General features: G+C 58.1%; 24 protein-coding genes. 16 read left to right on the forward strand and 8 right to left on the reverse strand.

Translation table 11 applies throughout. The features are described from left to right. Nucleotides 1–322 precede the first annotated feature (322 nt). Genes dctP through Q0Z71_RS16115 form a run of 3 tightly spaced genes read left to right on the forward strand, consistent with a single transcriptional unit; the run spans nt 323 to nt 4,385 of the window. A complete protein-coding gene (gene dctP / locus Q0Z71_RS16105; protein ID WP_298024954.1) occupies nt 323–2,356 on the forward strand; it encodes a TRAP transporter substrate-binding protein DctP in 2,034 nt (677 codons plus the stop codon). Next, nucleotides 2,346–3,461, forward strand: coding sequence for a CdaR family transcriptional regulator (locus Q0Z71_RS16110; protein ID WP_298024956.1), 1,116 nt, complete (start codon nt 2,346–2,348; stop codon nt 3,459–3,461). The genes dctP and Q0Z71_RS16110 overlap by 11 nt, the downstream gene beginning before the upstream one ends. 39 nt (nt 3,462–3,500) lie before the next feature. After that, nucleotides 3,501–4,385 (forward strand): NAD(P)-dependent oxidoreductase, encoded by an 885-nt coding sequence (locus Q0Z71_RS16115; RefSeq protein WP_298024958.1) that lies wholly within the window; start codon nt 3,501–3,503, stop codon nt 4,383–4,385. Between the two features lie 183 nt (nt 4,386–4,568). Here the strand turns inward: Q0Z71_RS16115 and Q0Z71_RS16120 are convergent, their stop codons facing one another. The 3 genes from Q0Z71_RS16120 to Q0Z71_RS16130 are packed head-to-tail and all read right to left on the reverse strand — an operon-like array spanning nt 4,569 to nt 7,274. Further along, a complete protein-coding gene (locus Q0Z71_RS16120) occupies nt 4,569–5,216 on the reverse strand; it encodes a YesL family protein (protein WP_298024960.1) in 648 nt (215 codons plus the stop codon). Nucleotides 5,217–5,218: 2 nt separating this feature from the next. Beyond that, nucleotides 5,219–5,881, reverse strand: coding sequence for a GDSL-type esterase/lipase family protein (locus Q0Z71_RS16125; protein ID WP_298024962.1), 663 nt, complete (start codon nt 5,879–5,881; stop codon nt 5,219–5,221). Between the two features lie 10 nt (nt 5,882–5,891). Beyond that, the gene (locus Q0Z71_RS16130; protein ID WP_298024964.1) at nt 5,892–7,274 is read right to left on the reverse strand and encodes an ROK family protein; all 1,383 of its coding nucleotides are present in this window, start codon (nt 7,272–7,274) and stop codon (nt 5,892–5,894) included. 183 nt (nt 7,275–7,457) lie between these two features. Here Q0Z71_RS16130 and Q0Z71_RS16135 point away from each other — a divergent pair, with 183 nt between their 5' ends. The 10 genes from Q0Z71_RS16135 to ugpC all read left to right on the forward strand — a co-directional run bounded on the left by Q0Z71_RS16135 (nt 7,458) and on the right by ugpC (nt 17,425). Then, complete coding sequence (locus tag Q0Z71_RS16135) at nt 7,458–8,660, forward strand: AGE family epimerase/isomerase (RefSeq protein ID WP_298024966.1); 1,203 nt, start codon at nt 7,458–7,460, stop codon at nt 8,658–8,660. A 33-nt stretch (nt 8,661–8,693) separates the two neighbouring features. After that, entirely contained in the window at nt 8,694–9,548 is an 855-nt protein-coding gene (locus tag Q0Z71_RS16140) for a MurR/RpiR family transcriptional regulator (protein WP_298024968.1), read from the forward strand. A gap of 176 nt (nt 9,549–9,724) precedes the next feature. Continuing rightward, nucleotides 9,725–10,492 (forward strand): ABC transporter substrate-binding protein, encoded by a 768-nt coding sequence (locus Q0Z71_RS17180; RefSeq protein ID WP_363316737.1) that lies wholly within the window; start codon nt 9,725–9,727, stop codon nt 10,490–10,492. Nucleotides 10,493–10,497: 5 nt separating this feature from the next. Next, nucleotides 10,498–11,070 carry an extracellular solute-binding protein gene (locus Q0Z71_RS17185; protein WP_363316738.1) on the forward strand — a complete coding sequence of 191 codons (573 nt, stop codon included), beginning with the start codon at nt 10,498–10,500 and terminating at the stop codon, nt 11,068–11,070. 199 nt (nt 11,071–11,269) lie between these two features. Next, nucleotides 11,270–12,160: a carbohydrate ABC transporter permease gene (locus Q0Z71_RS16150; protein WP_298024996.1), complete on the forward strand. Its 891-nt coding sequence runs from the start codon at nt 11,270–11,272 to the stop codon at nt 12,158–12,160. Nucleotides 12,161–12,175: 15 nt separating this feature from the next. Continuing rightward, a complete protein-coding gene (locus Q0Z71_RS16155; protein ID WP_298024970.1) occupies nt 12,176–13,060 on the forward strand; it encodes a carbohydrate ABC transporter permease in 885 nt (294 codons plus the stop codon). A 235-nt stretch (nt 13,061–13,295) separates the two neighbouring features. Next, nucleotides 13,296–14,204, forward strand: coding sequence for a dihydrodipicolinate synthase family protein (locus tag Q0Z71_RS16160; RefSeq protein WP_298024972.1), 909 nt, complete (start codon nt 13,296–13,298; stop codon nt 14,202–14,204). A gap of 32 nt (nt 14,205–14,236) precedes the next feature. Next, complete coding sequence (gene nagB, locus Q0Z71_RS16165; RefSeq protein ID WP_298024974.1) at nt 14,237–14,989, forward strand: glucosamine-6-phosphate deaminase; 753 nt, start codon at nt 14,237–14,239, stop codon at nt 14,987–14,989. Next, nucleotides 14,980–16,113 carry an N-acetylglucosamine-6-phosphate deacetylase gene (gene nagA / locus Q0Z71_RS16170; protein ID WP_298024976.1) on the forward strand — a complete coding sequence of 378 codons (1,134 nt, stop codon included), beginning with the start codon at nt 14,980–14,982 and terminating at the stop codon, nt 16,111–16,113. Before nagB ends, nagA begins: the two co-directional genes overlap by 10 nt. A 190-nt stretch (nt 16,114–16,303) precedes the next feature. Further along, a complete protein-coding gene (ugpC, locus tag Q0Z71_RS16175; RefSeq protein WP_298024978.1) occupies nt 16,304–17,425 on the forward strand; it encodes an ABC transporter ATP-binding protein in 1,122 nt (373 codons plus the stop codon). A 58-nt stretch (nt 17,426–17,483) separates the two neighbouring features. On the opposite strand, the gene Q0Z71_RS16180 is transcribed toward ugpC, so the two are convergent. Continuing rightward, complete coding sequence (locus Q0Z71_RS16180) at nt 17,484–17,933, reverse strand: YhcH/YjgK/YiaL family protein (RefSeq protein ID WP_298024980.1); 450 nt, start codon at nt 17,931–17,933, stop codon at nt 17,484–17,486. A gap of 111 nt (nt 17,934–18,044) precedes the next feature. Further along, nucleotides 18,045–19,337, reverse strand: a complete 1,293-nt coding sequence (locus Q0Z71_RS16185; RefSeq protein ID WP_298024982.1) for a serine dehydratase subunit alpha family protein — start codon at nt 19,335–19,337, stop codon at nt 18,045–18,047. Between the two features lie 216 nt (nt 19,338–19,553). Here Q0Z71_RS16185 and Q0Z71_RS16190 point away from each other — a divergent pair, with 216 nt between their 5' ends. Continuing rightward, the gene (locus Q0Z71_RS16190; RefSeq protein WP_298024984.1) at nt 19,554–20,723 is read left to right on the forward strand and encodes a MalY/PatB family protein; all 1,170 of its coding nucleotides are present in this window, start codon (nt 19,554–19,556) and stop codon (nt 20,721–20,723) included. Nucleotides 20,724–20,796: 73 nt separating this feature from the next. Here Q0Z71_RS16190 and Q0Z71_RS16195 read toward each other — a convergent pair whose 3' ends face one another. Both Q0Z71_RS16195 and argH read right to left on the reverse strand, forming a co-directional pair. Further along, a complete protein-coding gene (locus Q0Z71_RS16195; RefSeq protein ID WP_298024986.1) occupies nt 20,797–21,411 on the reverse strand; it encodes an aspartate/glutamate racemase family protein in 615 nt (204 codons plus the stop codon). A 21-nt stretch (nt 21,412–21,432) separates the two neighbouring features. Continuing rightward, the gene (gene argH, locus Q0Z71_RS16200; RefSeq protein ID WP_298024988.1) at nt 21,433–22,821 is read right to left on the reverse strand and encodes an argininosuccinate lyase; all 1,389 of its coding nucleotides are present in this window, start codon (nt 22,819–22,821) and stop codon (nt 21,433–21,435) included. Nucleotides 22,822–23,182: 361 nt separating this feature from the next. Between argH and Q0Z71_RS16205 the strand changes: the two genes are divergently transcribed. Then, on the forward strand, nt 23,183–24,244 hold the full coding sequence (locus Q0Z71_RS16205) for an alanine racemase (protein WP_298024990.1): 1,062 nt from the start codon (nt 23,183–23,185) through the stop codon (nt 24,242–24,244). A gap of 46 nt (nt 24,245–24,290) precedes the next feature. Further along, nucleotides 24,291–24,734: a D-aminoacyl-tRNA deacylase gene (gene dtd / locus Q0Z71_RS16210; protein WP_298024992.1), complete on the forward strand. Its 444-nt coding sequence runs from the start codon at nt 24,291–24,293 to the stop codon at nt 24,732–24,734. Between the two features lie 83 nt (nt 24,735–24,817). On the opposite strand, the gene Q0Z71_RS16215 is transcribed toward dtd, so the two are convergent. Next, on the reverse strand, nt 24,818–25,912 hold the full coding sequence (locus Q0Z71_RS16215; RefSeq protein ID WP_298024994.1) for a hypothetical protein: 1,095 nt from the start codon (nt 25,910–25,912) through the stop codon (nt 24,818–24,820). Between the last annotated feature and the right edge of the window lie 265 nt (nt 25,913–26,177).

The following is a 26,177-nucleotide window of genomic DNA, read 5'->3' on the forward strand; positions in this document are numbered from 1 at the left end:
GGCGATTTTCGTCCGGCCGAAATTGGCTGTTTTCTCCCGGCAGAAAATGGCTAATTTCTCCCGACTCTAACAATGCACAAGGGTAAAGGCAAATTCCCTTCAAAACATAGCAAATATTTTGCTGTGCAGTGCAATTTGGGGAAATCTATGTGGGCAATTATGGCCCTCGAACTTGCTGAACCACTAATAATCAGGCGGAAGTTATGTGCTCCCTGCACGTTTTTATCAGAATTTCATCTGTGTATAATGATAAATAGGATTTTTCCGCTTAGAAGAAGACTGCGTCTCTACTGTTACATGGCCGTAGGATAGGAGGATATCTGTGAATTTGTCAGCAGATCAAATGCATTTTCTCCTGGAAAACATAAAGAACATCACCCCGGTCTCCGTCTATCTCTGTACTTCTGCATGGCAAGTCATCGGCGAAACAGCACCTGTCAGCAGCGAGGTCGAACACGTTCTGACATCCTGCAAAAGTGGTCAAAATCTCTGGGATATTGAACAAGCATATTCTGTGAGCATTTTTTCCTATTACCAGCAAAATGAAGTCCTGGCTTTTCTCTTGGCGGTCCCGGCGGCTCCGGATCTTCCTGTCTCCTATATTTTTACGCTCATCGACCTTCTGCGAACAAGTCCTGAATCTTCACAGGCAAGCTGGGCGCTGGATATCCGAACACAGCTGACGAACCAACTGGCATTTTACGGCAAAGTGAACTGGGAAATTCTCTCTTTTATGAAGCAATTGCGCTATTCCTTCGATGTTCCCCGCTGCGCAGTCCTTTTCCTCCTTCAGATCTCCCCTCTGGCGGAAAAATCTCTCGATATGCAAACTGCTTTTTCCCTGCTGTTGTCGACCTCTTCTGCTTTTTCCTGCGAAGATATCTTTGGCCCTGTGGGGCAGAATAGTTTTCTGATTTTTAAGAGTGTGTCAGGTGCCTCACAGCGCGAACAGATCATGCAGACCCGAAAGTACGCGGAAAAGGCAATGCATCTGCTGGAATCCACTTATGGTGTAAAATCCTCCGCTTATATCGGCAGTCCTTATGTTCAGTTAGCGGAGCTAAAACACAGCTTTCGCGAAGCAAAATTTCTTTTAAACAACGCTTCCTTTTTGCGGGATCGTGATGCAGTCTGTTTCACGATTGATAAGTATCTGCTCCCCTATCTGCTGACTCACCTGCCCAAGTCGTATCGAGATCTTATGTTCCAGGACTACGATTTGACCCTTGGGGCATCCGAAAGCATGTGCCGGACACTCACTGCAATTGCGGGCAGCAATAACAATCTCACCCGTGCCGGAAAATCTCTTGGCATCCACCGGAATACACTCCATCAGCGATTTATCAAGCTGCAAAACACTTTAGCGGTCGATCCGCTGCATAATGACCGTGACCGTCTCGCCCTGCACTGCTATGCATTCCACAAGCACCAAACGATTACCTGGCACGCCTGTATTAACATCCAGCCCTGGAACATTCAGCATCTGGGCCTGCAGAAATTTGCCGAAATCCTATTCCAAAAAAGCGGCGGGACCATGCGGATGGACATCGAACTCATCTCTATGGCCGGTGACTATCGGCAGTTAGTAGAGTCTGTATCCAACGGGCAGATCGACTGCGTTTCTGTGAATACCGGCGCTCTCTTCAGCGTGCTTCAAAATTGGCCTCATATCCTGGAGCTTCCCTTCCTTTTTGACTCACAGGAGGAGGCGGACTATCTATTGAATCACTTTGTCAAGGAGGAGCTCCGCCCCTCCCTCTATGCGATGGGGGCTGTTCTGATGGACTTTTGGAGCATGGGTTGGCGCTATATCACTTCAAATGATCCCATCCGTGTCCCCGCAGATATGCGCGGAAAGCGTATGCGGACCCTATATCTAGCAAATATCATGAGTGATTACTTCCAATCGATGGGAGCATCTGTCATCAAGGCACATTACAGTGATATTCCAGAGGCCATGGCAGCGGGCGTTATCAACTGTCAGGAAAACCCATATTCTAATATTCTGGGCATGGAGTTTTACAGGAGCCAAGCTTATATCACAGAAATGAACGCTTTCTATGACGTCAACGCCGTTTTAATTTCAAAATCCGCCTGGGAACAGCTCTCTCCGGAATTGCAAAACATCGCCCGCTCAGCGCTGGAGGAAGCCGCCAAGTGGCTGTCCGCTGAGGCAGACCGTGTCAATATGGAGGCCCGCAGCCTCCTTCTGCAAAAGGGGATGCAGATCATAAAGCCCTCTGCTGAAGAAATTGCCCTATGGAAAAATTCCGCATCCAGTGTGTACGCCTCTTTCCAAAGTCATGTTTTTTTGAAAAATTTGCTTCATGAAAAGGAGGTCTATCATGCCCAGTAAAGAACTGGAGCGATTATTCCATGCCCTCACTTCTGCTTTTCCGCAAGCGGATATCATGATGTTTTCTGCGTCGGGGATCATTATGTTTTCCCGCCGGCGGCTGTATATCCTGCAAGCCAAATACTATAACGTGACTGAGTCCATCTCCGCAATCACGGCATCTGGCAGTGTATATTACTTGATCTCTCTGTTTCTGCCAGATGGGTCCAGACTTCTGATGTGTCTACAAGCCGGTGATTATAAGTCCCCTTCCACCGCCCTCTCTATGGTCCTTTCTCTGGAACAGGCTATTTTTTGTGGAAACGCACGCCCTTTTCCCGTCCATAAGGCGGACAAGTTCTCCCTATTTATCAGGCAGCTTCTAATGGGTGCCGTGCATGATGAACAGTCTTTGGTCGCGGTCTTGGCTAATGAACTGGAGGTCGACCTGTCTATCCCCCGTGTTATCAGTGTATTGCGTTTTCCTGCGCTGCCGGGCGAGCCTCGAAAAAAGCAGGAGCTGATCTCAAGTGCGCTTGATCTGATCCACTCTCTTCGTTCTGCCGGCCCCCATGATCTGATTGGAGAGGATGAGGATTTTCATATTCTGCTTTGCCGGGAAATCATGCAGAGTACCGCCTCAGTCAAGTCGCAATGCAGCAGCTATTTTTCGCAGATCCAGGAGCAATTAGCCGCCCGTTTTGGCAGGCGCCCTCAAATCGGAGTCGGCTTTGTTGTCTCCAGCCAGTACGAATACGCCCACGGATATACAGCAGCACGCCAAGTTCTGCAATACAGCGCCGATTCCCCCTCAAATATCTCCTTTGCGATGGATCATATTATAGAGCTAATCCTCGACAACAGCCCTCCGGATATTCTAAAGCACTTTTTGGGGGAAGATGCTCAACTCATTTCGGAAAATCCCACACTTCTGCAAACAGTGGAAGCTCTTGTGAATTGCAACATGAACATGACGGAGGCCGCTGCACACCTGTATATTCATCGAAATACCATGGTATTGCGTCTGAAGCAGATCCGAGCCAAATTGGATATGGACCCGATCAAATATGACAACGACCGCTATATATTGCAGCTGCTCCTCGACTACTATAAGCACCATCAATGAGCCGTTTTTCGCACCTATTTTATTAGAATGGAGGATATCATGAAAAAGATAGGATTTTTGGGGTTAGGCGTCATGGGACTTCCCATGGCAAAAAACGTGGTCCGCAAATGTGGTTTGCCGGTCCTATGCTACGATGTCGTCTCAGCACAGATGACAGCTTTGCAGGAGGTTGGCGGCATCCCGGTCTGCGACCCAACAGAAATTTACAGCGAATGTGATGTGATCCTGCAGATTTTGCCTACCCATCCGATCATCTGCCATTCAGTGGAGCAGGCGATCCAACATGGTAAGCCCTGCAATATTATTGTCGATCTGAGTTCTACTGCGCCGGATATTATTCAGGCCTTATACCAAAAAGCAAAGAATGCGGGTATGTTTTTCTTAGACTCTCCTGTCAGCGGAGGCAATCCCATGGCAATCGCCGGAACTCTGGCCATCATGACCGGCGGCGACTATGGGGCTTTCGAGGCGGTGAAACCGATCTTATCCTGCATGGGGAATCCTGTATATACCGGTGGCTGTGCCAGCGGCAGTATCACCAAACTGGTCAATAATATGATTGCCGGCGCCATTCTCACATCGATCGCCGAGGGGTACGCATTTGCCGCTAAGGCCGGTATCGACCTCCAAACCACATTTTCCGCAACCCGCAGCGGCTTTGCAGGCGGTCCCCTGTACGACAACAAAGTCCCTAAGCTCATCGCCCGGGACTATGAGCCAGGAGCACGTGTGGCTGTCCACCGTAAAGATATCCTCAACGCAAAGCATTATGCGCATAAACTGGGCATTGATCTTCCGATGACCGATGTTGTGCTTCATATCATGGATTGGATGCTGGATAACGGGCATATCAATGAGGATCAAATCGCTATGGTAAAGTATTATGAGGACAAAATGGGAGTCGCTGTCGGCGAACTGCCCTGAATAGCATCCATGTCATATGTGTGACCGGTATCATGGATATCAGCGTTGGGTATGCATAAACCAGAATAAATGACGCGGAGGCGGCCAAAAGGCCGCCTCCGCGTCATTTATTCAATTATTTTTTCCTTTCCGCATTTGCGGCTCTGCCCAGCGGCAGTCCAAGCGATCCACCGCTGCTCCTCTCTACGGAGCCTCCTGGTCTGGGGACGCCGTCTCTTCGCCGCCCATGTATTTCCGGAACTTACGCTCCATCAGCAGCGACCAGAGCAGCGCTGTCAGGCATGGCAGCACCAGCGCGGGGAACCACAGGAATCCACTGGCCAGCACCGCCGCGACTGCGGCCGCTGTGATGACCGCCGTATAGGGCAGGTATCCCAGGGCAAACCGTAGCCCCGCCAGCATCAGCTCCATGGGGCGGAACGTGAACCGGGACAGCAGCGGAAACATCCAGCACGCCGCCCCCGCCGGGACCAGCAGAAACAGCAGGCTGCCCGCCACCGGAAGCACCACGCTGACCGTCCCCGCCAGTGCGGCGCGCCACAGCAGCCGGAGCAGCAGGCCCAGGATCGTCAGCAACGCCCCCCACACCACCGTGACCACCGCGGAAACGGCAAATTCCCTGCGGAAGGTGCGGAAATACCGGGTAAAGGGACCGTTCGCCCCGCCGCGGACGCACTTGACCACAGAATCATACAGTGCGGTGGTGGCCGCTCCCAGCGTAAACAGGGGGAGGGAGCAGAACAGCCACAGCAGACTCAGCGCCAGCACATCCACCAGCTTGGACATCAGCCGCCAAAAGGGGGCCTCCGGATCAAAAATGGAAGCAAACACGGTTATACCAGTTCGGGCACCAGCTCCGCCAGCGCTTCCGCCAGGCGGGCGTGACTGGCCCGGGTCAGATGCATATAGTCCACTTGGTTGAACTCACAGCCCACCCCGGCGGTATCCAGGAAGTGGACGCCCAGCAGGTCGGCAGTCTGCTTGAGGTAGCGGGCCACCTCCCGGGATTTCTCCACGCAGCCCTTGCCCATGGGCACGCCGCAGGGCACGGTGTCCAGGCCCGGCAGAATGGCAGGCGGCGCCATGATCAGAATGTTGGGCTTGCCGTTGGGGCCCCAGCAGTCCACGGTCATGGCCTTGCGGACCAGCCGCTCCATGCCGAGGCCGATGCAGGCGGCGTTGGCGCCCAGCCGCTCCTTGGTGTCATTGGTGCCCAGCATGATGATCAGCAGGCTCACCGGCTCATGGCTCTTCAGGCAGGGATACACATAGGGCAGGGCGGACATGGCCTCATGCAGGGGGTCCTCAAAGACCGTGGTGCGGCCAGAGAGGCCCTCTTCCACCACCAGGTACTCGCCGCCCAGGCGCTTTTGCAGCAGGCAGGTCCAGCGCTCATCCTCGTTGAACCGGGCCAGGGCGGGGTCGGCGCAGTCGCTGGGGTCGGCGCAGTAGCCGTGGGTGTTGGAATCGCCCAGGCAGATGATATGCTTTTTCATAGAATCCCCCTCACTTTACGATCTCCGGCAGGCTGGCAGCGGCGGCGGACTGGCCCACCCGGCGGAACTTCTCGTCCGGCAGGGCCAGGTGGATCTTTCCGTTGACCTCGGCGTACTCGTCGGCCAGGACCTTCTTGCAGGTCTCCAGCAGCAGGTCTCCGCCCTTGCCGCTCATGACGCGGCCCAGCAGCAGCACATGGCGGTAGCCGTACAGGTGGTGATACAGCACCAGGGAGTGGGCCAGGTACACGCCGATGCTCTCGTAGATCTTGGCGGCCCGGGGATCGTCCTGCTCCATCAGGCCCTGGACGACCTTCAGCTTCTCGGCGGGAGACAGGCTCTCGTCCAGCTCGATGCCGGCGGCAGGCGCCAGCTTGATGACGGAATCCTGGGAGAAATACTTGACGCCGCAGCCGATGTCGCCGCTCCACTCGTCCTCCATGGCGGTGGGGGCGGCGTCCACGGGAACAAAGGCCAGCTCATTCAGCCAGCCGGTGATGTTGCCCTCCTCGTCCACATAGCCCACGGCCTCGCTGGTGCCCATGGCGATGCCCAGCACGTTGTTGTCCTCCAGGCTCATGGCGCCCGCCAGGGCGGACACGTCGCCGTCGTTGACCACGGCGTAGGGCACGTCGCCGAAGGTGTCGGTGATGGCGCGGATATAGATGTCCTTCACCTTGGCGTCGAACTGGTCCTTGGGGACCTTCAGGAACAGGGAGGCGTTCATGGTCCGGTTGTCGATATACACGCCCGCGGAGCTGACGCCCACGGCGTCCACCCGGGGCAGGTGCTCAGCGGCGGACTTCAGGGCGGAGACGATGCCGTCATAGTGGTAATCGGGGTCGGAGTTGATCTTGGGGAACCACACGACCTCCTCGCTGTACACGCTCTCACCGTCGATGACGGCGGAGACCTTGCGGTCGCTGCCGCCGGCATCGAAGCCGATGCGGCAGCCGTCCAGATGGCGGCCGATGGCCTTGGAGAAGCTCTTCTCCTCGGGCACGGCGTCCACCCGCACCACCTCAAAGGGATGCTCGAACACGTTGCCCATATAGTCAAAGTCGAAGTCCCGGGAGCCGCCGGCGGAATAGTGGGCCTTCATGGCGTCGCAGACGGCCTCATTGCCGGCCAGGTACACCCGGAAGCCGCCCTTCATCCACAGCAGCGTCTTGATGATGCGGTCAATATAGTAGATGTCCGCCTCCCGCAGCTCCTCCGTGCCATGGACACGGGTGCGGTAGACAGCCATCTGGCCGTTGGAGCGCTCCACGGCCACGTCAAAGGGTTCCTTGGCGTTCTTCAAGAACTCCTCATAGAAGCGGCCCAGGGGAATAAACGCGGGGTCCAGGGGAGGGAGATGCTTGACGTTTACGTCGATGCCGAGATGCTTCATGACAAGAATCCTCCTTAAAAAATAGTCTCAGGTGAAAAAGGTCCACACTATCTGATTTTACCTTTAGGCTAGCAGTTTTTTTCATTTTGTCAAGAGTTTGAAAAAATTTTTCTAAAATTTCTTGACGAGTTGCACAAAAGGAAATATGATGGAGCTATCATAAGAAAGGAAGGTGCCTAAAAAATGGACAAAGCAACCTTACAATCATACCGGGATTGGGTCCAGAGTGAATTGCAGACCTGCGCGGATTTCTGGCTGAAAAACGGCATTGACCGGGAACACGGCGGCGTGTACACCTGCCTGGACCGGAAGGGCGAGATCTACTCCACCGACAAGAGCGTATGGATGCAGGGCCGCTGCGGCTGGATCTTTGCGTTCCTCTGCCATACCTATGGCGTGAGGGAGGAATGGCTGGCGGCCAGCAAGAGCTGCCTGGACTTTCTGGAGGCCCACTGCATCAACCATGCCGCCGGCGGGCGGATGTACTTCACCGTCACCGAGGACGGCAGGCCCCTCCGCCAGCGCCGCTACTATTTCTCCGAGGCGTTCTACGCCCTGGCCAACGCCGAATACTACGGCGTCACCGGAGAGCGGGAGAATCTGGAGCGCGCCCGCCGGGCCTACGACCTGTACTGGGATCTGGCCCACGGCATGGCCGACCCCGTGGGCATGGGGCCCAAGACCATCGCGGAGACCCGCTCCGGCCGCGCCTTCGGCACGCCCATGATCATCCTCAATGTCACCAGCGTGCTGCTGCGGACGGACCCCGAGCGGAAGGCGCTGTATGAAGACCGCGCCGCCCAGTGCGTGGATGAGATCTTCAAATATCATGTCAAGCCCGAGCTGAAGTGCGTGCTGGAGAACGTGGATGTGGACGGCACCCCCCGGCTGTACTACACCGAGGGCCGCACCGTCAACCCCGGCCACGACATTGAGGGCGTCTGGTTCCTGCTGGAGCATGCCAAGCGCACCGGCGACCAGGAGCTGGTCCAAAAGGCCGCCCAGATCTTCGACTGGGCCATTGAGGCGGGCTGGGACAACGAGTACGGCGGACTGCTGTATTTCACCGACTGCCTGAAAAAGCCCCCCGAGGCCTACGAGCACGACATGAAGCTGTGGTGGCCCCACAACGAGATCATGATCGCCTCCCTGATGCTGTACCGCGACACCAGGGACGAGAAGTATTTCGCCTGGTTTGAAAAGGTGGTGGCCTACGTCAAGGAACATTTCTCCGATCCTGAATACGGCGAGTGGTACGGCTACCTCCGCCGGGACGGCCTGCCCACGCAGCCCAGCACCAAGGGCTCCACCTTCAAAGGCCCCTTCCATCTGCCCCGCGCCCTCATTCTGTGTGACACCATGCTGGGCCAGCTGCTAAAGGCCTGAATTATCAAAAAAACGAATGAGAGGAGGAGGCTGATGCCTGAAGAAAATGTTTTTAATCGGATCACCCGGGAATACTACCAGCTGACTGCCTCTGAAAAAAAGCTGGCAAGTTTCGTGGTGGCAAACGCGCAGCGCTCTCAGAGCATGTCCATCTCCGAGCTGGCGGCGGCCTGCGGTGTGGCTGAGGCCACCATCTCCCGCTTCTGCCGCAGAATGGGATACCGGGGGTACAGCGCCTTCCGGCTGGCCATCGCCGCTTCCACAGCGCCCCGCATGATTTCCGATCCGCTGATGGGCGAGGTCCAGCCGGGCGACAGCGTGCCGACCCTGTGCAGCAAGCTCGCCTGCACGGAGATCGATGCCATCCGGGAAACGCAGTCGCTGATCCGTCCGGAGAGCATCCGGGACGCCGCCACCATCCTGCTGGCGGCGGAAAAGGTCCTGTGCATGGGCCAGGGCGGCTCCATGCTGCTGGCAGATGAGGCCGCCCACCTGTTCACCACGGTGTTCTCCGGCTTTTTCCCGGTGTCGGATTCCCACATGCAGGTCATTGTCACGTCCAATCTGACGGAGCGGGACGCGATCCTGTTCTTCTCCTACTCCGGCGCCACCAAGGACCTGATGGATGTGCTGCGGATTGCCAAGCAGCGGCGGAGTAGGATCGTTCTGGTCACCCGCTACCCCGGCTCCCCCGGCGCGGAGCTGGCGGACTGTGTTCTCCAGTGCGGCTCCACCGAGGGGCCCCTGCAGCTGGGGTCTGTGGCGGCCCGCATCGCGCAGCTGTATCTGGTCGACGTGCTGTTCTCTGAAATGTGCCGCCGCGACCTGGAGCACTGCAAGCATCAGCGGGAACGGGTGGCCGACGCTTTGTCGGAGAAGCATGTTTGATGGCTTCCAAAATCGGGGAAGATTCTACAATTATCTTCAAAATTTTTTCATATAATGACGGTTTTGGAAATTTTTTTGGGAATAGCTTGACAAGTTCTCCGTATAATTGTACAATTTGCACATAGCCGGAAAAGGCTTAAATCGCATTTTTCATCAAATTTTTCAGGAGGTACAATATGAAGAAGATGAAAAGAATTCTTGCACTGACCATGGCTCTGGTCATGGTCATGGCTCTGGCCGCCTGCGGCGGCAAGGATGAGCCCGCCCCCGACACCACCACTCCCGACGATCAGCCCGACGCTGCCGCTACCCAGGAGATCACGCTGTGGACCTATCCCATCGGCAACTGGGGCAAGGAAGACGTGGTCAACGAGCTGATGGCTCAGTTCGAGGCCGACACTGGCATCAAGGTCAACGTGGAATATCTGGCCTATGCCGACGGCGACGACAAGGTCAACTCCGCTATCGCCGCTAAGGGCGCCCCCGATCTGATCATGGAAGGTCCTGAGCGTTTGGTGGCCAACTGGGGTGTCAAGGGTTACATGGTCGATCTGGCCGATATGCTGGACGACACCGACAAGACTGAGATCAACGCCGCTGCTCTGACTGCCTGCACCACTGCCGACGGCAAGGTCTATGAGTATCCCGTTGTCATGACTGCGCACTGCATGGCCATCAACAAGAACGCCTTTGAGGAGGCCGGTGCCCTGCAGTATGCGGATCTGGACAGCCACACCTGGACCACCGAGAACTTCATCAAGGCCGTTGAGGCCCTGTATGCCCACTATGGCGAGACTGTCGGCGCTGTGTACTGCGCCGGCCAGGGCGGCGACCAGGGCACCCGTGCTCTGATCAACAACCTGTATGGCGGCACCTTTACTGCTGCCGACCACTCCGCCTACACCTGGAACGATGAGGCCAACATTAAGGCTCTGAACTGCTGAAAGGCATGGACGGCATCGACTTCGACGCCTCTCTGCAGGGCGGCGACGAGATCGTCAAGTTCTATCAGGGCATCCTGAAGATGGCCTTCTGCTGGAACATCGCCCAGCAGCTCAACCCCAACCAGGCTGACACCGGCGCTGAAAAGACCATCACCGGTGACGACATCGTGTTCATGAGCTTCCCCTCTGAGACCGGCGAGTCCAATCTGCAGGGCGGCATCTGGGGCTTCGGTATCTTCGACAACGGCGACGCCGCCAAGGTCGAGGCCGCCAAGACCTTCATCAAGTACTTTGCCGACTCCGAGCACACCGCTGATGCCGTTAAGGCCGCCAACTACTTCGCCGTCCGCGACACCGCCGAGGGCACCGATCTGTCCGGCATCTGGGCTGATAATGCCATCATGGCCGAGTACAACAAGCTGATGCCTTACCTGGGTGACTACTATCAGGTCACCGGTGGCTGGGCACAGGCCCGTACCTCCTGGTGGAATATGCTGCAGGATATCGGTGAGGGCGCTGATATTGCCTCCACGGTCGAAACCTTCATGGCTGAGGCAAATGCCGCTATCAACGGCTGATTGAAACACAGAGAGACCATCTAACACATAGAAGGGTAGCGCGCCCCTTCCCCGCAAGGCGCGGGGAAGGGGCGTCGCCCTTTTCAGGATGGGGATACGCATGACAGGCTGGGAAATCCGGCCTGTGATGCGTATCTCCACCCTTCACCAAGTTTCCGAGAGAGGAGAGATTGTTTTGGCAAAACAGCCTAAATCAACCATGAGCCGGGCGCTGGTGCGGCGTGAGACGATCTCCGGTTATCTGTTTCTGCTGCCCAGCCTGATCTTCTTCGTCGGCTTTGTCATCATCCCCATGTTCACCTGCATCTTTTACAGCTTGACCGATGTCAACATGAACACCCAGGGCATGGGAAACTTCATCGGCCTGAAAAACTTTACCAGCCTCTGGGCGGACGACACCTTTAAGGAAGCCCTGTGGAACACCTTTGTCATCGTGATCGTCAGTGTCCCCACGGTCTGCGCCTTCTCTCTGTGGGTGTCCTCCGCCATTTATAAACTGAACGGCAAGCTGCTGTCCGCTTTCCGCTGCATTTTCTATCTGCCCGTGGTCACCGGCTCTGTGGCCGTCACCGTGGTGTGGAAGTGGATGTATGACAACTACACCGGCATTTTCAACTACGCCCTGAAAGGCCTCGGCGTCATTGACAAGAACATCAACTGGCTGGGCGATCCCAAATACGCCTTGGGCTGCATCATCCTGATCCTGTTCACCACCTCTGTGGGACAACCCATTGTGCTGTATGTCTCCGCGCTGGGCAATGTGGACCAGTCCCTGGTGGAGGCCGCCCAGGTGGACGGCGCCACCAATATGCAGGTGTTCTGGAATATCAAGTGGCCCCAGATGATGCCCACCACCCTGTATATCCTGGTCATTACCACCATCAACTCCTTCCAGTGCTTTGCGCTGATCCAGCTGCTGACCCAGGGCGGTTCCGGCACCAACACGGTGATGTATTATATTTACTACACCGCCTTCAAGCTGACGGAAAAGGCCGGTCACTTCGGCTATGCCAACGCCATGGGCGTCATCCTTGCCATCTTCATTGGACTGCTGTCCGCGCTGCAGTTCCGGCTGGCAAAAGAAAAGTAAGGAGGGAAGGAAATTATGAAGATCACATCGAACCGCACCAAGGCCTACCGGATCCTCAGCCTGATCGTGCTGATCCTGCTGGCTGTCGCCTTCACCTTCCCACTGTATTGGATCGTCACCGGCGCTTTCAAAACCGGACAGGACATCTATGCCACCACCCCGCACCTGTGGCCCACCGAGTGGACCATGTCCAACTTCGACAAGCTGTTCTCCCGCCGTTCCGCTCCGCTGTTTGAGATCGGTACCCTGGTGGGTCCCACCGTTCCCGGCGTGATCCGCTGGCTGGTGAACACGGTGTTCATGTCCGTTATGGCTATGATCCTCACCTGCCTCACCGCCGCCATGGCGGGTTATGCCCTGGCCAAGAAGCGCTTTATTGGCCGCACGCTGCTGTTCTCCCTGATCGTGTGCGCCATGGCCCTGCCCAAGCAGGTCATTTTGATCCCCCTGCTGCGTGAGATGTCCGCCCTGCATTTGTGGGACAGTCTGTGGGCCGTCATCTTCCCCACTGTCGGCTGGCCCTTCGGCGTGTTTTTGATGAAACAGTTTGCCGAGGGTATCCCAGGTGAGATCCTGGAGGCCGCCCGTGTGGACGGTGCCGGTGAGATCCGCACCTTTGCCACCATCGTCCTGCCCATGGTCAAGCCGGGCGTAGGCGCGCTGGCCATCTTCACCTTCATCAACTCCTGGAACGACTACTTCATGCAGTTGGTCATGCTGGCCAGCAACGCCAACTACACCATCTCCCTGGGCATCGCCACTATGCAGGCGGAGACCTCTGTGGACCTGGGCCTGCTGATGTCCGGCGCCGCCCTGGCCGCCGTCCCCATCATCATCGTGTTCCTGATCTTCCAGAAGTACTTCACCCAAGGCATCACCATGGGCGCTGTGAAGGGCTGATACCACTGTTATCGTCAAATCACTTGAAACGTGATCAATTCACCTTTCAAGTGTCACAGCGCATATGCGCTGTGACAGGCCGCGGATCGCGGCCTTGATTGGAATTTCATAGTCAATCACTGTGCGCTTTCCGCACAGCGGGCATCGCCCGCTTGAAAAATCCCGTGCGATCTTTCAAGTGAATGGGCGATATTCTCTGCTCCTGCAAAGGGGCATCGGAAAGGATCTGTTTATCATGTTTGATATCAAAAAGTACCAGGGGATTTTTCCCGCGTTTTACGCATGCTATGAGGACGACGGCTCCGTCAGTCCCGCCCGCACCCGTGCCCTGGCAAAATACCTGCTGGACAAGGGCGTCAAGGGCCTGTATGTGGGCGGCTCCTCCGGTGAGTGCATCTACCAGAGCGTTGCCGAGCGCAAGACCATCCTGGAGAACGTCATGGCGGAGGTGGGCGGCAAGCTGACCATCATCGCCCATGTCGCCTGCAACAACACCGCCGACTCCCAGGAGCTGGCGCGTCACGCCGAGTCCCTGGGCGTGGACGCCATTGCCTCCATCCCTCCCATCTACTTCCACCTGCCGGAGCATGCCATCGCCAAGTATTGGAACGACATCTCCGCCGCGGCCCCCAACACGGACTTCATCATCTACAACATCCCCCAGCTGGCAGGCGTGGCCCTGTCCATCCCCCTGATCCGGGAGATGATCAAGAATCCCCGGGTCATCGGCGTAAAGAACTCCTCCATGCCTATCCAGGATATCCAGATGTGGAAGGACGAGGGCATTATTGTCTTTAACGGTCCCGACGAACAGCTGCTGGGCGGCCTGTCCATGGGCGCTGTCGGCGGCATCGGCGGCACCTACGGCGCGATGCCGGAACTGTACCTGAAGATCCGGGAGCTGTTCCTGGCCGGCAAGATGGAAGAGGCCCGTGAGATCCAAAACGAGGCCTGCCGCATCATCTATAAAATGTGCTCTGCCCACGGCAACATGTACGCCGTTATCAAGGCCATCATCCGCAGGCAGGGCGGCCCGGACTGCGGCAGCGTCCGCCTGCCCCTGGCTCCCCTGACCGCCGCTGATGAAGCTGTAGTGGATGAAGCCGCCGCCATGATCAGCGCCGCCATCGCCAAATACTGCTGAAAATCATCGCACAGCAAAGGAGAACAAGCATTATGAGGATCTATCAAGAGGCGGATTACGAGGCCATGAGCCGCCGGGCCGCCAACCTCATCTCCGCCGAGGTCATCCGCCGCCCGGACTGCGTGCTGGGCCTGGCCACCGGCTCCACTCCCGTGGGGACCTACAAGCAGCTGGCTGTCTGGAACCAGCGGGGCGATTTCAGCTTCAAGGAGGTCCGCACCGTCAATCTGGACGAGTACAAGGGCCTGGCCCCCACGCATGACCAGAGCTACCGCTATTTCATGCAGACCAACTTTTTTGACCACATTGACATCGACATCGCCAACACCCACGTGCCTGACGGCCTTGCCGCTGATCCCGACGCCGAGTGTGCCCGGTACGACGAGCTGGTCCGTTCCCTGGGCTATGCCGACCTGCAGCTGCTGGGTCTGGGCCGCAACGGCCACATCGGCTTCAACGAGCCCTGTGACTGCTATGTGAAGGAGACCCACGTGGTGGACCTGACCCAGAGCACCATCGACGCCAACGCCCGCTTCTTTGCCAGCGCTGACGATGTGCCCCGCCAGGCCCTGACCATGGGCATCGGCTGCATCATGGCCGCCCGCCGGGTGCTGCTGATCGCCAGCGGCGCGGACAAGGCCGACGCCGTGTATAACGCGTTCTGCGGTCCCATCACGCCGGGCTGTCCCGCCTCCATCCTCCAGCTCCACAACGACGTGGTCCTGGTAGGCGATAAGGCCGCGCTGAGCAGGCTGGCAGCTGCGGGGGTGCCCGTATGCGAATAACCGGCGGACAGGTCTTTGACCTGAAAGAGGGTTTTATTGCGCGGGAGGTCTGTACCGACGGTACGTTCCTCTCCTCCGCCAGCGGGGACAGCCAGGTCCTGGATGCCTCCGGCTGCTACGTCATCCCCGGCCTGATCGATGTGCATTTTCACGGCTGCGTGGGCGAGGATTTCAGCGATGCCACGTCTGACGGCCTGCAAAAAATAGCGGACTATGAGCTGTCCCGGGGCATCACCTATATCTGCCCCGCGGGAATGACCCTGCCGGAGGACCAGCTGACCCGCATCTGCGAGAATGCCGCGGCCCACAAAGCCAAGTCCTCCGGCGGCGCGGACCTGGCGGGCCTCCATCTGGAGGGTCCCTTCCTCTGTGATGCCAAAAAGGGCGCCCAGAACGGCGCGTTCCTCCACGACCCGGATATCGAGATGCTGCGCCGCCTTCAGAGGGCCGCAAACGGCCTTGTGAAGCTGGTGACAGTGGCGCCGGAGCAGCCCCATGCCGGGGAATTCATCCGCAGTGCCGCGGCGGACGGCATCACGGTCTCCATCGGCCACACCACGGCGGACTATGAGATCGCCTGCGCCGCCATGGACGCGGGCGCCAGCCACTGCACGCACCTCTTCAATGCGATGCCCTCCTTCACCCACCGGGCCCCCGGTGTGGTCGGCGCGGCATTCGACCATCCCGCCGTGAAGGTGGAGCTGATCTGCGACGGCATCCACATCCACCCCAGTGTGGTCCGCGCGGTGTTTCGCCTGTTCGGCGCGGAGCGGGTGGTCCTGGTCTCTGACTCTCTGCGGGCCACCGGTATGCCCGACGGCCAGTATCCCTTTGGCGGGCAGGAGATCGTGGTCCACGGCAACCGGGCCACCCTCGCCCACGACCCCAACACCCTGGCAGGCTCCGTGACGGACCTGATGGGCTGTCTGCGGCAGGCCGTGTCCTTCGGCATCCCGCTGGCGGACGCCGTGCGGGCCGCCGCTTACAATCCCGCCCAGGCCATCGGCATCGATGACCGGGCCGGCAGTCTGGAACCCGGCAAGGAGGCCAGTCTGGTTCTGCTGGATCAGAAGGACCTGTCCATCCGTTCCATTTTGTTCCGCGGAACAAGCGTGAAACGCTGATTCCCCAAATTTTAGAATCAGGCGCCTGCCGCTACTCCATTTTCATAGCGGCAGGTCAGCCATCAAAAAGGAGGATATCATCCGCCGACCGGCGGTGCGGCAGTGTGGAGACCTGCCGTAATCCCCCGGGGGCCGCTCCCCCGGCGGGGAGGCTCCAGGCGCGGAGGCGCGGGAGTCACGGTTTATCACTATGTCAACTGTCAGCCTGAAGAACATCTACAAAATTTACGACGGCGGCGTCACCGCAGTCACCGACTTCAATCTCGAGATCGCCGACAAGGAATTCATCGTGCTGGTCGGCCCCTCCGGCTGCGGCAAGTCCACCACCCTGCGCATGGTAGCCGGCCTAGAGGAGATCAGCAAGGGCGAGCTGTATATCGACGACAAGCTGTGCAACGACGTGGAGCCCAAGGACCGCGATATCGCCATGGTGTTCCAGAGCTATGCGCTGTATCCCCACATGACGGTCCGTGAGAACATGGAATTCCCCCTGAAGCTGAAAAAGGCCCCCGCAGCCGAGATCAAGCAGCGGGTGGACCAGGCCGCCGAGATCCTGGGCATCACCCAGTATCTGGACCGGAAACCCAAGGCCCTGTCCGGCGGCCAGCGCCAGCGTGTGGCCATCGGCCGTGCCATCGTCCGCGAACCCAAGGTGCTGCTGATGGACGAACCCCTGTCCAACCTGGACGCCAAGCTGCGCAACGAGATGCGCGCCGAGATCATCAAGCTGCGCCAGCGCATCAACACCACCTTCGTCTATGTCACCCACGACCAGACCGAGGCCATGACCCTGGCTGACCGCATCGTCATCATGAAAGACGGCTTCATCCAGCAGATCGGCACGCCCCAGCAGGTCTTTGACCATCCCGTCAACATCTTCGTGGCAGGCTTCATCGGCACGCCGCAGATGAACTTCTTCCAGGCCAAGCTGGTGAAGGACGGCGAGGGCGCCTATCACGCCCAGATCGCCGAAACGGACATTCCCCTTGCCGAGAATATCCAGAAAGCCCTGGCCGGCACCGGGACCCGCGATGTGACTTTGGGCATCCGTCCCGAGCACATCCGCTTTGCCCCCGCCGGGACCCCCGGCAGCCTGGTGGGCACGGTGGAGGTCTCCGAGATGATGGGCAGCGAGTATCACCTCCATGTGACCTGCAACGGCCAGGATGTGGTCCTCCGTGTTCCCACCATGGATTTGCCTGCGGAGCTGCGGGGCGGTATCACCTACGGTGCCGAAGTGAGCTTCACCTTCCGTGCCGATTCCGTACATCTCTTCGACAAGGAATCCGAGGAGAACCTGATCCGTCTCTGATCCGAAAAAAAAAGAAGCCGCGGAAAACAGCTGTTTTCCGCGGTTTCTCTTTGTTTCTCTACTTTACCCGGACCTTGACCACGCACTTGCGGCAGGGTTCCGGATCGTCCACGGCGATCCCCGGGGCATGGGCGTCCTCCGGCCAGAACGCCACGAAGCGGTCTCCCGTCACCAAGATCTTATCCGTGGGGCCGTGGTGGAGCCAGATATCCCCCTCGGGACGTGCCTCCACGACCTCCACCATATCCTCCAGCGGGGCCACGCCCATCTGCTCCCTGCCGGAGATCAGATACTGGATATCCACATATTTTTTGTGGGCCTCCGGCGTGTCGTTGGTGGGCTTGTTCACATAGCTCTGGATGAAAAAGAACAGGTCCTCGCCGTCCACCTCATACCGGCCATCCTCCAATTTGGAAAAGTCCGTGTCCCGCAGGATCTCCAGGCCCTTCATCACGCCGGGATGGATCCCCTGATAGGACTCCAAGTGCTTTGTCGTTCCGTAGAGCATCTTACCGCGCCTCCCTTTCTGTTCCCGTTCCGCCGGGTCCTGTTAATCATACCGCAGAACGCAGTGCCGCACAAGCCGGACCGTTTCGCCACCTCTGCGGCATCTGCACGCTCAGCCCACCTGGTCCTTTTCCATCATGATATCCAGAATGGTTTTGTCCGTCTCCAGCATGCCCGGCGTGCTGACCCGGCCCATGTTGCGGATGGCCGCCTCCGGCGTGGCGCCGCAGATGCCGTCCGTGGCCTGCAATACCACACCGCTCATGGCGAGGTAGGCGCACATCATAGCGGCATTGGTGGCGGTAGCCAGCTTCAGGGCACAGCCGATCTTGCCGCCGTCGCAGATCATGCCGGTGAGGTTGCCGCTCATGTTGATGATGGCGCTGCCGATCTGCTCGTCCGTGCCGCCCATCAGCCACACCATGGCAGCGGCCGCGGCGGTGGCGGCGGAAACGCCGCAGCCGCAGGTGGCGGACAGCTTGCCGGTGTACATCTTGATATAGACATTCAGCGCGTGGGAAAAGGCCAGCGCCTTTTCCAGCCGTTCATTGGAGGCCCCCAGATGGTGCGCCATCTCCACCACAGGAATAATGGCGGTGATGCCGTGGTTGCCGCTGCCGGCGCTGCTCATAACGGCGTAGGGGCAGCCGCTCATGCGGCCCTCGGCGCTGCTGGCCACCCGCATCATGGTGCGGCTGAACAGGTTGTCTCCCATGGTGCCGCTCTCCACCTGGTCCCGCAGCGCACCGGCGATGCCGATGCCGGGGGCATGCTCCAGGCCGAAGTCTGCCAGCTTTTCATTCATGTCCACGCCGTCGAGCATGAAGGCCAGTTCTTCCTCGCTGCACTGTTCCACCACAGCCCTGATCTCCGCCACGGTCATGGGTTTCAGCCGGGCGTGGAGCTCATCCTCCCCGCCGGCGGCGTAGCTCTTCTCCACCAGGACCTCATTATTCCGCTTGGTGAACACGATGTTGGAGTGGGTGCCCCGGATCTCGCTGATGCCGATGCCGGCGGTGGTGATGATCTCCGCCCGGGCGTAAAGCTGGATCTCATCGTGCTTGATCATCACGACCACATGGCGGTCCTCCACCAGCTGGATGGCCTTGGCGGTGATGGTCTCGTCGATGTCCTCCAGCAGCTGAAGGCCTTTCTCGGGATTGTTCAGGCAGGCGCCCAGAGCGGCGGCATACTTCAGGCCCACTCTCGGAAAACCGGGGATGCCCACGCTCATGCCGTTTTTATAGATGCCGGGATTGACCTCCAGCTTCACGGAGACGATCTCTCCCCCAATGGCATGGTAGGCGTCGGCGGCAGCCAGAGCCGCGCACACCGGCTCCGTACAGCCCAGCGCCGGGACGACCTCCTGCCGCAGCAGCGTCAGCAGTTCTTCTCTTGTGATCATGATAAAGCTCCTTCCCTCAAAAGCGTGTCGGTTTTGTTCTCTCCCATTGTATCCTGAACCACATCAGAAAGCAAGCCGCCTGTTCAGGAGATTTTCCGCGTTTTTCCAAGAGTCTCTTGAAAAAACGCGGAAATCATGGTTAACTGGTGAATACAGATTGGATGCAGGGCCTTTGGCGCCCCTGCGCATGCAGCACAGAGAAAGGAAGCAGCCAGTATGCAGTACGATTTTAACACCGTTGTCGACCGTTCCGGGAACCACTCCGCCAAATACGACGAGCGAATGAAAAAGTTCGGGACGGATGACGTGATCCCCCTGTGGGTCGCGGATATGGATTTCCGCACCGCGCAGCCCATCATTGACGCTCTGACCCAGCGGGCCCAGGAGGGCATCTGGGGCTATACCGCCCGGCCGGACAGCTATTTCGCGGCCATCCGGGCCTGGCAGAAGCGGCGGAACAACTGGGATATCGACCAGTCCCTCATGAGTTTCAGCCTGGGCGTGGTCCAGTCCATCAGCGCCTGCGTGAAGTTGTTCACCCCGGAGGGCGGCAGCGTGCTGATCCAGACTCCCGTCTACTCCGAATTCTACGATATGACCGAAGCATGGGGTCGGAATGTGCTGGAAAATCAGTTTGTGGAGCAAAACGGCCATTGGACCGTGGATTGGGCGGACTTTGAAGCCAAGCTCCAGCAGGCGGACCTGTTCCTGCTGTGCAATCCCCACAACCCCCTGGGCATCGTCTGGACGTCCGAGGAGCTGCGCCGCATGGCGGAGTTGTGTATGAAATACCATGTGGTGATGTTCTCCGACGAGATCCACTCCGACCTGATCTTCCACGGCAAACAGCACACCCCCACCGCGTCCCTGTCCCCTGAGATCGCCAACTACGTCATCACCGGCATCTCCGGCACCAAGACCTTCAACCTGGCGGGCCTTCAGGCCAGTACCGTGGTATTTCCCAACCAGCACATGAAGCAGGTCTTTGACCGTTTCTGGATGAATATGGACATCCACCGGAACAACGCCTTCTCCCTGACCGCCATGGAGGCCGCCTTTACCGGCGGCGAGGAGTGGCTGGAGCAGCTTCTGCCCTATCTCTCCGGCAACTTTGATTTTGTGGTGGATTACTGCGAAAAACACATTCCCAAAATCAAGACCTACGCGCCTGACGCCACCTATCTCATGTGGCTGGACTGCCGGGAGCTGGGCATGACCAACGAGGAGCTCCATGACTTTATGATCCAAAAGGCCAAACTGGGTCTGAATGACGGCTGTTCCTTCGGCCGGAGTCTGAATGGCTACATGCGGCTCAACGCCGCCTGTCCCCGGAGCGTTCTGGAACAGGCCCTGCGTCAGTTGGAAGCGGCGGTCAACAGCCTATAACATGGTTCATAAGTGCCGCCCGGCATCAGAAAAAACTGATGCCGGGCGGCACGGCTTTATGGAACGTATCCCTTTACAGGGACGCTTTCGCCTGTTCCCGCAGGCTGACAAAAGCATCCGGGGCCTGCATGCAGTAGTCCACCAGCTCACTGCCGGTGGCAAACCAAACGCTCTCGTGACCGCGGACACCCTGCAAAAACTCTTTCAGCATGGCGTTGGGGTCCACGCGCATCTCCGCCGACGGGATATCCAGCGCCAGCACCGCCGCCATCTTTTCCCGGGCAATGGCGCTGCGCATCATGCGGCGGTAGGTGCGGGGAATATTCCAGCCCGCTCCGGTGATTGCCACAAAGCGGCTGCACAGGGTCTGTGCCACGGCCAGGGCCGTCTCCCCCGGCGCGATCACCGGGACTCGGACGTTTTCCCGGCAGGCGTCCAAGCCCACATCGCTGAAGCAGTAGATCACAATGGCGTCAAAGCCGTCCTTTTCCGCCTGGATGGCCATTTTCACCAGCTCCGGCGCGGCAAAGGCCTCATCCGTGTGGCAGTCCAGCTCGTCAGGTCCCTTTTTGATGCAGTCCACCGAGATTGCAACGCCGGGCGACACGGCGGCGGACAGCATCCGCTCCCGCTGGTCCATGGCCGCCCGCCCCATGGCCTTATCTGTCATCAATACTTTGATCCGCACAGAAACGCTCCCATCTGTTGTTTACTGGCACGCCAGGCTGTCCAGCCAGGCCTTGCCCACGGCGATCTGGCGGCGCACCTCAGCCGGAGCAGTCCCGCCGAAGGACATCCGAGCATCCACGCAGGCCTTGATGCTGATATCCCCCAGGGACTCCTTCGTAACGCGGCTGTCGATGCTTTGCAAGTCCTCCTCGGTCAGGTCCCGGAAGTCGCAGTTCTTGTTTTCGCAGGCCTTTACCATGCGGCCCACGATGGCGTGGGCCTCCCGGAAGGGGATGCCCTGCTTGGCGAAATGCTCGGCAATATCGGTGGCGTTCAGGAAGCCCCGGCTCAGCTGCTGTTCGATCCGGTCCATGCGGAACTCCGTCTTGTCCAGCATCTTGGCGAAGATATCGATGGTGGCCTTCCAGGTGTCGATGGCGTCAAAGAGGCTCTCCTTGTCCTCCTGGAAGTCCTTGTTGTAGGCCAGAGGCGTCCCCTTCATGACGGTCAGCAGCTGCATCAGGTCGCCGTACACCCGGCCCACCTTGCCGCGGATCAGCTCCGCCATGTCCGGATTCTTCTTCTGGGGCATGATGCTGCTGCCGGTGCAGAAGCTGTCGTCAATGGCGATGTAGGAGAATTCCGAGGAGTTCCACCAGGCGAATTCCTCCGCCCAGCGGGACAGGTGCATCATGGAGATGGAGGCGTCGCTGAGGAACTCCAGGCTGTAATCCCGGTCGCTGACGCCGTCCATGGCGTTTTCACAGGGCGCGGCAAAGCCCAGCAGTTGGCTGGTCAGGTGCCGGTCGATAGGCATGGTGGTTCCCGCCAGGGCACAGGAGCCCAGGGGATTGCAGTCCATTCGCTCCAAGGTATCCATCAGGCGCTGGATATCCCGCTTGAACATCTGGAAATAGGCCATGAACACAAAGCCGATGGTGATGGGCTGGGCGTGCTGCAGGTGGGTAAAGCCCACGGTGATCTGATCCGCGTATTTCTCCGCCTTCTCCAAAATCACGCTCTCCAGACAGCAGAGGCTGTTCAGGATCTCCCGGATCTCCTTTTTCAAATACAGGCGGCCATCCACCTGGCACTGGTCGTTGCGGCTGCGGGCGGTGTGCAGCTTTTTCCCCACATCGCCGATGCGGGCGATCAAGCGGCTCTCGATCCCCATATGGATGTCCTCGTCCTCCACCGTAAAGACGATGCTGCCGTCGCTGATATCCTTCCGAATTCCCTCCAGGCCAGCGATGATCTGGTCCCGCTCCGCCTCTGTGACAATGCCCTGTTTGCCCAGCATCGTCACATGGGCGATGCTGCCGTCGATATCCTCGTTGTACATTCTCTGGTCAAAAAAGATGGACGCGTTGTATTTTTTCACCAGCTCGTCCATATCCTTTTCAAATCTGCCGCCCCATAAGCTCGCCATGGCTGCTCTTCTCCTTTATCTCATAATCATTTCGCCGGAGGTGTCATCACGCAGGTATGATATTCTTGAACAGGTGCATTTCGCGCCTGTTTAAACATCTGACTTGTATAATAATACGCTATACGCAGGGACTCGTCAATAATTTATTCATAATTTCTCAAAATTTATCCATCATGCCCCGATGCAGGGTCCCCATGCCGCGGGAATACGGCATATTTTCCCTTTTCCGCCGGAGCAGCCTTGAAAAAACAGCTGTTTTGCCCAGTCACCGGCCGCTTCAACAATAGGCATTGCTTTTCAAAAATATCCCTGCTACAATTGACTTGCACACCACGCTAATTCATATGAACAGAGGGACATTATGAAAATACATGAAATCGAGACCCCGGCGCTGATTTTGGATAAACATGCGCTGGAAAAGAATTTTCAGGAGATGGACCGCCTTCTGGACGGCTCTCCCATGACGCTTTATCCCCACTACAAATCCAACAAATGCCCTCGGATCGCCCAGATGCAGATGCAGCACGGCGCGGGCGGCATCACCTGCGCCAAGCTGTCGGAGGCCGAGGACCTGGCGGAGGCCGGCATCTCCACCATCGTGATCGCCAATCAGGTGGTCCAGGCGGAAAAGCTGCCCCGGCTGGCAGCTCTCGCAGGCAGATGCGACCTGACGGTCTGCGCGGATGACCCGGAAAACGTCCTGGCCCTGGAACAGGCCATGGCCGCGGCGTCCGGGCAGCTGCGGGTTCTGGTGGAATACGAGGTCGGGATGCGGCGCTGCGGCGTGGAGACGCCGGAGGAATTTCTATTCCTGGCCCAGCTCATCGACGCCCAGCCCCATCTGATTTTTGAGGGCATCCAGGCCTATGCGGGCCACCTCTCCCACGAGAGCGACGCCTCCCGCCGGAAAACGGAGCTGCTGGATATCGAGGCGCGTATCAAAGCGCTGAAGGCCTTTGTGGAGCAGAATGGCCTGCCTGTCCGGAACGTCTGCGGCGGCAGCACCGGGACCGCCGCGGATAAGCCGCTGGATACCGCCTACACACAATTGCAGGCCGGCAGCTATCTCTTTATGGACGCGACATATGAGACCTTGAACCTGCGGTTCCAGCAGGCACTGTTCCTGCTGACCACGGTGATCTCCGTCAAGGAGGACCGGGTGATGCTGGACGGCGGCGTCAAATCCCTGGCCATGGACCAGGCGGTGCCGGTCTTTCCCGCCCTGCCGGATGCGGAGATCATCTTCAGCGAAGAGCACACCACGCTGCTGGCCCGGAACACCTCTTTGAAGCTGGGAGACAACATGCGCTGCATCCCCGGCCACTGCTGCACCACCATGAACATCCACGATAAGATCTATCTGGTGGACGGCGAGGATGTGGTGGACGTGTGGGCCATCACCAGCCGCGGCAAGGCGCAGTAAAGCCGCCATTTTTGACAAAACATATCAGGATAAGGAGATCACAAATATGAGAGCAGTTGTCACCCGTGTTTCAGAGGCTTCCGTCAAAATCGACGGCCAGATCACCGGCCAGATCGGCAAGGGATTTCTGGTCCTGCTGGGCGTTGGCCCGGAGGATACGGAGGCCGAGGCGGTCCGTCTGGCCGACAAGGTCTGCGGCACCCGTGTCTTTGAGGATGAAAATGGGAAGATGAACCTGAATCTGGAGGCCGCCGGCGGCGAATTGCTGATCGTCTCCCAGTTCACGCTGTTCGCGGACCTGAAGAGCCGCCGTCCCGGTTTCAGCGGCGCCGCCAAGCCGGATGTCGCCATCCCGCTGTATGAGAAGTTCATGGCGGAGTGCGTGGCCCGGGGCTTCCATGTGGAGCACGGGGAATTCGGCGCGGATATGAAGGTGGTCTCCGTCAATGACGGTCCTGTCACTTTGCTGTTCGATACCGCTGCGCTGTAATGCCAACAGTCCAGCTTTCACAAACGATCCTTAAAAAAACCAGGCGCCCCGGTCGGGACGCCTGGTTTTCTGCCAATAACAATTTACTTCTTTCCCGCCTTGGAGATCTTGTAGATGCCGATGGTCAGCATGGGGATGGCAAACAGGATCAGGAAGCCATAGCAGGCGGTGCCATAACCTTTGAGGATCAGGTTCGTCAGGCCGAAGGTGGAGACGCAGACGCCGATGACCGTCATACCCACGGTGATGGCAGGATGCATCCATGCCGGTGCGCTCTTGCCGCTTCTGCCCACGGCGACCTCAATACGGTCCGTGACGGCCTTGATGAAGCCGGTACCGGTCTCGATCAGGGTGCCGAACAGCACGATCTCAAAGAGGACATACAGCCACTTCATATTGAGCATATCGAAGATCACAGTGACGGGGGTCTCGGCGGCAACAACCTCCGCCATGTTGCAGCCCATGACCAGCAGCAACAGAATACCGGGGACGATTGCGATCACGCCGGAGAGGATGCCGCAGCCCACCGCTTCCTTACGGCTGTTGGCATCCCGAACGGTGTACAGCACCAGGGGAACCACCACCAGGTTATAGAAGGAGTACTGCAGGCCGCTGCTCAGCCAGTTGGGGCCGATCTCGCCCTTTGCAAACTCAGCGCCGATATTGCTGCCGAACTTGACGAATACCACGATCAGGAACAGGATGTACACGGCATACAGGACATAGGACCAGAAGGACAGAACCTTCTCAATGGCCTCAGTGCCCCTCAGCACCAGGAGAATGATGCCGATGGACAGCACAATGATGCCGAACCAGGGAGACAAACCGGTCAGGCTGCTGATCATGCTGCCAGCAGTGGCGTTAACGACGCCCAAAACGATCAGCATCATGATATAGTAGCAGATGTCGTACAGGAAGCCGGCTTTTCCCAACAGCTGGCGCATCATGGAACCATAGTCATAGGTCTTGAAAACGCGGGTGAACTCAAAGGTGACCGCGCACAGCAGACACCAGACCAGCATGGTCACCAACATGCCCAGCAGACCGCCGATCATACCGCTGGTACCAAAGTACTGGGCAATCTCAGCACCCGTGCCATAGCCGCCGCCGATCATGACGGACTGGAAGATAAAGCCGGGGATCAGATATCTGCTCCACTTCATTTTTTTCCCACTCATATTCTCACTCCTCTTGATTTTGCCCTCTCGGGGATTTTATCACTTTAACACAGTATACCACCAAAACTTTTTCTGGGCTATTTGCAAAATAATCAGTGTTCCGGTGCAAAAAATGGTTTAACTTATATAATTTGTACAGCAGTCATCGTTTTTGCCGGATCGGGCGGTGGCCCTTCCGGCGCGCCGGACAGTCATGACCACCCGTAAAACGGGTGGCATGCACCACCCCTATAAGGGGTTTTTACTGGCTGAGCCTCAAGGCTCA

The organism is uncultured Dysosmobacter sp., from assembly GCF_947631635.1.
In the GTDB taxonomy this organism is placed as follows: Bacteria; Bacillota; Clostridia; order Oscillospirales; family Oscillospiraceae; genus Oscillibacter.